Source organism: Candidatus Baltobacteraceae bacterium, assembly GCA_035502855.1.
In the GTDB taxonomy this organism is placed as follows: domain Bacteria; phylum Vulcanimicrobiota; class Vulcanimicrobiia; order Vulcanimicrobiales; family Vulcanimicrobiaceae; genus Aquilonibacter.
Window position 1 is genome coordinate 51,332 of record DATJTX010000009.1, and the last position, 7,028, is coordinate 58,359.

At 61.5% G+C, this 7,028-nt stretch carries 6 protein-coding genes and 1 tRNA gene; 4 read left to right on the forward strand and 3 right to left on the reverse strand.

From position 1 onward, the window contains the following. Positions 1-33 precede the first annotated feature (33 nt). On the reverse strand, positions 34-1,683 hold the full coding sequence (locus VMF11_02120) for a hypothetical protein (GenBank protein ID HTU69090.1): 1,650 nt from the start codon (positions 1,681-1,683) through the stop codon (positions 34-36). A gap of 2 nt (positions 1,684-1,685) precedes the next feature. Continuing rightward, positions 1,686-3,335, reverse strand: coding sequence for an ATP-dependent DNA helicase RecQ (locus tag VMF11_02125; GenBank protein ID HTU69091.1), 1,650 nt, complete (start codon positions 3,333-3,335; stop codon positions 1,686-1,688). A gap of 84 nt (positions 3,336-3,419) precedes the next feature. Here VMF11_02125 and dnaX point away from each other — a divergent pair, with 84 nt between their 5' ends. After that, entirely contained in the window at positions 3,420-5,009 is a 1,590-nt protein-coding gene (gene dnaX / locus VMF11_02130; protein ID HTU69092.1) for a DNA polymerase III subunit gamma/tau, read from the forward strand. 127 nt (positions 5,010-5,136) lie between these two features. On the opposite strand, the gene VMF11_02135 is transcribed toward dnaX, so the two are convergent. Continuing rightward, positions 5,137-5,208 (reverse strand) — tRNA-OTHER (locus tag VMF11_02135). A 129-nt stretch (positions 5,209-5,337) separates the two neighbouring features. Between VMF11_02135 and VMF11_02140 the strand changes: the two genes are divergently transcribed. The 3 genes from VMF11_02140 to VMF11_02150 all read left to right on the forward strand — a co-directional run. Then, a complete protein-coding gene (locus VMF11_02140) occupies positions 5,338-5,646 on the forward strand; it encodes a YbaB/EbfC family nucleoid-associated protein (GenBank protein ID HTU69093.1) in 309 nt (102 codons plus the stop codon). 121 nt (positions 5,647-5,767) lie between these two features. Then, complete coding sequence (recR, locus tag VMF11_02145) at positions 5,768-6,346, forward strand: recombination mediator RecR (GenBank protein HTU69094.1); 579 nt, start codon at positions 5,768-5,770, stop codon at positions 6,344-6,346. A 401-nt stretch (positions 6,347-6,747) separates the two neighbouring features. Then, a partial coding sequence (locus VMF11_02150) for a DUF262 domain-containing protein (GenBank protein HTU69095.1) occupies positions 6,748-7,028 on the forward strand: 281 nt, incomplete at its 3' end.

Below are 7,028 nucleotides of genomic sequence, written 5' to 3' on the forward strand. Positions count from 1 at the left end.
GTGCGGTCGCGATCCCTGGAATCTTTACCGAGGTTAATAAATCGGCGAACCGGGCGCGCCCGGTGCGACCGATCCATCGTCGGGCGCGAAGACGAGCCGCAGCGGGTAGCTCGAACCGGCCTCCGGCATCGTGACGATCGTCACCCGCACGAACCCCTTCGCCGGCACGACGTACTGGCGCAGCTTGTAGCGCGAGAACGGCGGCACTTGATGCGACTGCAAAAGCACGCCGTCGATTAAATATGTGCCGGTTGCGTAGCCGCCGCGCGGATTTTCGTAGATCGCGATGTTCTGCGGCGTCGGCAGCGGGTTCTGCACGTTCACCACAAACGATTCGAGCACGCCGTAATCGCCGGAGAGCGCTTGACCTGCAAGCGTATTCGGCAGCGGAATCTGCCCGATCGGCAGTTCGAGATATGGATCGTTCACGTTCCACTGCGTCGAGAAATGAAACTCCGGAATCGTATAGATGCCGCGCGCGTGCTTCACCGTGCTGGTGAGCAGTTGGCCGGTCGTCAGCGCGGTCGAAGGATCGTCGCTCGCGTTCTGCGCGACCAGCGTGAGGTGCACGCTGCTGCCTTCCAAAATGCGCAGCTGCATCAGATTGGTCACGATCGATTTCGCCGGCATGTCTTGCGCGGCGATGACCTGCGTCGCATCGCCCGGAATCTGAATCAACCGCCCCTGATTCTGCACGACGTCGGCGAGAAAATCTTTGGTCGCGAGATGCCCGGCTTCCATCTCGTACCGGCTCGAACCGATGCCGCTGATGAATTGCAGCGTCGCCGGCTCAGGCGAGCGATTCTGCGCGACCAGCACGATGCGCCGGTCGGGTTGCCCCGGCGGATTGTAATGGAAGTAGAGAAAGCGAGAAGGCACTTCCCAGCGCAGATCGGCTTCGAACAGGATGCCGTTTTGCGTCAGCTTCTCGGGGAAGTCGCTGACCATCAGAATATCGGGTGAAATGCGCGGCACCGCGATGTTTTGAATGTTTGCGTGCACCGTGCCGTTGACGCTGAAGTAGTTCACGCCTTGGATCAGCACCGGCACGTCGACGCCGGCGCTCTCGTCTTGCGCGAGATCTCCGCTGAGCGGAACGTCGCTCGGCGAGATGACCACCTGCGCGCCCGGCCGCGTCGTGGTGTCATGAATGATTGCGTTCGCGACCAGCGTTTGCAGATAATCGCGCGTCGCTGCCGGATCGCCGGTGACGCGCAGATCGACTTCGCTCGGCAGCGTGCCGGCGTAATACGCGACGCGCACGCCGACTTGCGTGCTGATGCCGCGCGAATCGGTCACCGTGATGACGCCCGCGCCGGGCGTGGCGCCGGTAAGCGTGATCGTGCGCGCATCTTGATCGACGCTCATCGTGTACGCGCTGCTCGTCGCCGGCGTGACCGTGAGCGGCGCGACGGCACCGTTGACCGTCAGCGTTTGCGACGCGCCGACCGCCACGTAGGCGACGTTGGGCGAAACGGTGATCGGCGGCGGCGTGGGCGTGGGTGTCGGGGTCGGTGTGGGCGTCGCCGATGCGGATGCGTTCGGCGAGGGCGAGAGCATCGGCTGCGCGAAGGGCGTGGGCGTAATCGCCGGCGTGGGCGTGGTTTGTGCGCCTACGGAAACAGCGCCGCACACGACGGCGCCGCTCCAGAGCGCAACGATGAGCAGGGTACGTCGATGCAAAGCTAGGCGATTTTCGCCGCTTCGGCCCTCGATACTGCCTTTGCGAGAAGCGTCTTATAGCCGACGCTCGGGAAGAGCACGGTCACCAGGTCTTTTTCCGCGCGCTCGACCGTGCCGGTGCCGAACTTCGGGTGCACCACCACATCGGCAATCTTGTAGCCGCCGGTCGACGCGCCGATCGCCGGCAGATCGGCCGCGCGCGTGACCGTGCGCAGACAATTATCGCACGTGCCGCAATTGGTGACCTCGAAGTCCTCGCCGAAGTAATTCAGGATAAAACGCCGGCGGCACGAGGTCACTTCGGCGTACTGCAGCATCATCGCGAGCTTGGACTGATCGTACGATTTCTTGGTCTCGTAGTTCGCCAAGCTCAGCACCAAATCGCGGTTCTTGCGCACCGCTTCGGTGAGGCCGTAGGCCGATTTCCCGCTCGCTTCGATGAAGCCCGATTTCTTGAGCAGCGCGAGGATCACTTTGAGCTTGGTGAGCGGCAGTTGCAGAATCTTGCGCAGGTCGGTCATCGAGACGCCGCCCTCTTGATCGCCGAAGACTTCGATCGTGCCGAAGACGCGCTGCACTTCCTCGATGTCCGGATACTTGCCGGTGAGGAAGTAATTCTGCACCCGCGTATCGCTCATGCGGTAGATGAGGATGCAGCGCGAGAGGAGGCCGTCGCGTCCAGCGCGACCCGCTTCTTGGGTGTAGGCTTCCAGCGAACCCGGTAGATCGTAGTGCACCACGAAGCGGATGTTCGACTTGTCGATGCCCAGGCCAAAGGCATTGGTCGCGACCACGGCGCGAATCGTCTCGTTCATGAAGCATTCATGCACGAGCGTGCGATCTTCTTTGTGCAGTTTGGAGTGATAGACCGCAGCCGGAATGCCGAGCGTGTCGGTGAGGAAGCGCTGCACCTCGAGCGCGTTCTTGATCGTCGCGGTGTAGATGATGCCGGTGCCTTCCAACGCATCGCGGCCGGTGAAGAGCGAGGAGAGGATCTTGAGCTTGTCGGCTTCTTTGTCGGCCTTGCGCGCTTCGTACTGCAGGTTCGGGCGATCGAACCCTTTGACGATCGGTTTGACGTCGTCGATGCCGAGCTGATGCAGGATGTCTTCGCGCACCGCCGGCGTCGCGGTGGCGGTGAGCGCGAGCACGGTCGGGCGGTTCAGGCGCCGGATCACCGCGCCGAGCGCGAGATAGGCGGGCCGGAAATCGTGGCCCCACTGCGAGATACAGTGGGCTTCATCGACCACGAACAGCGGCACTTTGATCGACTGTAAAAGCTCGAGAAAACTGCGGTCTTCCAGCTTTTCGGGCGTGGTATAGGCGATGCGGATCGTGCCGCTAGCGATGCGCGCTCGCGCGCGCAGCTCCTGATCTTCGGAGAGGGTGGAATTCAGTGCAACGACGTCGGTGATGCCGCGTTCGCGCAGCATGTCGAGCTGATCTTTCATGAGAGCGATCAGCGGCGAGACGACGACCGTTGTCCCTTCGAGCATCAGGGCCGGCAGTTGATAGGTGAGACTTTTGCCGGCGCCCGTCGCGAGAATGGCGAGCGTATCGTGCCCCGCCATAACGCGAGTCACGACTTCTTCCTGGCCCGGATAAAAGCGCTTGAATCCGAACTTCTCTTGAAGGGCGGAATGGAAATCCACGACGAGTTTTGAGGCCTCCCCTGTGTCAAGGATAACATACCCGCCGGCAGGCGGTACCAAACGGGCGCCGCGAACCTTCCCGGCGTGTCCCTCTATCGCACCTGGCGCCCGAAGTCGTTCGCCGATCTCGTCGGGCAAGATTCCGTCGTTCGCACGCTCACTCACGCCATCGAGGGCGGCAAGCTCGCTCACGCCTACCTGTTTTCCGGGCCCCGCGGCTCGGGCAAGACGTCGGCGGCGAAGATCTTGGCGCGCTGCATCAATTGCGTTAGCGGTCCAACGGCTCATCCCGATAATACCTGCGAAAATTGCATCGCGATGCTCAACGGCACGGCGCTCGACGTGTTGGAAATCGACGCCGCGAGTAATCGCGGCATCGACGAAATTCGCGCGCTGCGCGATGCGGTAAAATTCGCACCGTCAGTGATGCGAATGAAAGTATATATCATTGATGAAGCGCACATGCTTACTAAAGAGGGTGCCAACGCGTTCTTAAAGACGCTTGAGGAACCGCCCGCGCACGCCGTTTTTATCCTGGCGACCACGGAACCTGAGAAATTGCCGGTAACGATTCTCTCACGATGTCAGCGCTACGCCTTCAGACGTATCTCGATTCCGGTGATGATCGAACGGATGCGCGAAATCGCGACCTATGAAGGGATCGCGATCGACGAGGCGGCGTTGGCGGCGATTGCGTACCGCGCCGACGGCGGGTTGCGCGACGCGCTCACGATGTTGGAACAGGCCGCGGCCTTTGCCGACGGGCCAATCACGACCGCGGTCATTGAGTTGGCCTTTGGCGCCACCGGTCGCAATTATGCCAACACCCTTTTGGACGCGGTGGTTGCACGCGATGCCGCCGTGACGCTGCGCACGATCGAGGAGGCCAGCGACGCCGGCGCCGACATGGTGGTGCTCACGCGCGCGCTGATCGCGGATTTCCGCAATCTGCTGGTGGCGCACATCGATCCCGAATTGCTCGCGCGCGACCTCGCGCCCGAAGACGCCGAGCGCGCCCGCGTGCGCGCGGTAGACGTGCCGCAGGGCACGATCGTGCGCGCGCTGCGCGTGCTGGCCGACGCCGCCAGCCTGGCCCGAACCGGCGCCAACCCCCGCCTGGAGCTGGAAACCGCCCTGCTCCGCTTCTTATTGGAAGAGGAAACTGTCACCCCGAGCGTAGCGGCGAAGCCGCGTAGTCGAGGGGCCGACGTGACCCCGAGCATCGGTAGCGCCGCTCCCTCCGGTCGCGCCGCTTCGGTTGAAAAGGCGCCTCCGGCGCCCCCTGTCACCCCGAGCGTAGCGGCGGAGCCGCGTAGTCGAGGGGCCGCCTCCGACGCTCCAGTGACGCTGCAACAACTCCGGGCTGCCTGGACCACCATTCGCGGCAAGGTTGAAGCCGAGCGCCCGCCGCTGCGCGCCCCACTCTCCGGCGCCATGGTCGACGCGCTCGACGGCAATGTCCTCGTCCTCAAACTCCGCAACGCCTTCGAAACCGACATCCTCAAAACGCACACCAAACTCGTCGAATCGGCGATCGCCGACGTCCTCGGCGTGTCACTGCACGTCCGCCTCGAAGCCGGTGCGGCTCCGGCACACTCAGCAGAGCCTACGCCCGTCAACGAAGAAGAAAGCGCCGACGAATTATTCGGTTACGCCAACGAACGGATTAAGTAAAGAACGAAGCGCCGCATTACTGCGGCGCCTCGTGCGCTTTGATGTGTGTCGGCAGATTGATACCCTGAACAACCCGACGATAACACACCTATGACGACTTCGCAACAGCGGGTGGAGCTGCCGCGGCTGGAGCGCCCGGGAATCGAACCCGGAGCCGGCCAGGGTATCAATCTGCCAGTCGACACCATCGATGCGCCCCAGCCGCCTCCTATCCCACCGTGCCTGGACGGCATCTAGCCCTTGTCATCCCGAGCCCCTCGACTGCGCTCGGGATAAACTCCGCGAAGCGTAGTCGAGGGACCACCTCAAACCCAACGAAGAGAACAGCATGAACCAAGCGCAACTGATGCAGCAGGTCAAGAAGATGCAAGCCGAGATGGTGAAAGCGCAAGAAGAACTTGCCAACACCACCGTGCAAGGCAGCGCCGCCAACGGAATCGTGACCGTCGAGATGACGTGCGATCAGCGAATGAAATCAATCAAGATCGGAAAGGATGCGGTCGACCCCGACGACATCGAAACACTCGAAGATCTCGTGACGGTCGCGGTTAACGACGCGCTCACCAAAGCCAATGAAAAAGCCCAATCCCGCATGGGCGGCCTCACCGGCGGCATGCGCATCCCCGGCGTGATGTGATCAGACCCCTTGTCATCCCGAGCGTAGCGAAGCGTAGTCGAGGGACCGCCGCAACGTGTCACCCTGAGCCTGTCGAAGGGTGCCACTAATGCCCACAAAAAGTGGAAGCATCACGGGACCGGTGCAAGCCCTCATCAACGAGTTCTCGAAACTCCCAACCGTCGGCGCTAAGACCGCCGCACGGTTAGTGTTCCATTTACTGAACCGTCCGCGCAACGAAGCGCAAGCGCTGGCCGAAGCAATCCTCGCCGTGAAGGACAAGGTGCGTTTCTGTTCGGTGTGTTTTTCGCTGACCGAAGACGACCCGTGCGATCTCTGCACCGATGAAGAACGCGATCGCTCGATCATCTGCGTCGTCGCAGAAGCAAAAGACATCTACGCGATCGAACGCACCGGTGCATTCAAGGGCCGCTACCACGTGCTCGGCGGATTGATCTCCCCGATGGACGGCATCGGGACCGCGCAACTGCGGGTGAAGGAGCTTGTCGAGCGCATTGGCGTTGAAAATCCAACTGAGATCATTCTCGCAACGAATCCAAACGCCGAGGGCGAGGCAACGGCACTCTATCTTGCGCGGTTATTGCAGCCGCTATGCTTAGTCGTGAGCCGTTTGGCCTATGGGCTGCCTATAGGCGCGGACCTCGACTATGCTGATGAAATGACTCTAGGGAGAGCATTGCAGGGCCGACGAGCGATCTAACTACCGCGCTCGCTGAGGAATGAGCCAACCCGTTGCTTGGGGAACTCTCGAAGACGCTTCTTACCCACGAGGCGGGATCGCCCTATGCTTTACCGGCCCAATCGCAACGAGATCTTACCGGCTCCAAGTTGGAAGGCCGGGTCTTTCCGCAAGTCACGCATGCACGTTGCCTTCGGTGTCTTGCGACGCTCCGATGGTGTCGTCAGCTCGGGGTATGCAGCGCAGAGCCCTTCCCAAAACTCTCGTGTTGAGAGCACTTTACCAGCAGCATTCTTGCGTAACCACTCTTCAGCTGCGGCAGCAAATCGCGAGCGTCGGGGCACGGTAATTATCCTCCGGAATCGAGGGTTCGCCGGCATTTGCCCGTTCACTTCCATGGCTCGCCGCACGGAGAACTCCTCATGATCGGTACAGACACTGCGGAGTCACCGCGCAACGAGGTCAAGGTTCAGGTCTGGACCGTTCGCGAACTTGTTGACGCCTTGAATGGCATCGGCGAAAAAGGAATATTTATCCCTTCGTTTCAGCGCGGACTCGTCTGGCAAAAAACGAAGCGCGCGGAGTTGATACAGTCGGTTCGTGAGTCATTGCCGATTGGGTCCCTTCTCATGTACTACGCTGGGATTCGCGACAACAAGCCCACGTATGAACTCGTAGACGGCTTGCAAAGGTCAACAAGTCT

What these genes read in the sequence shown, in the direction of transcription:
- VMF11_02140 (HTU69093.1), top strand. Translation starts at nt 5,338, where the DNA reads ATGAACCAAGCGCAACTGATGCAGCAGGTCAAGAAGATGCAAGCCGAG.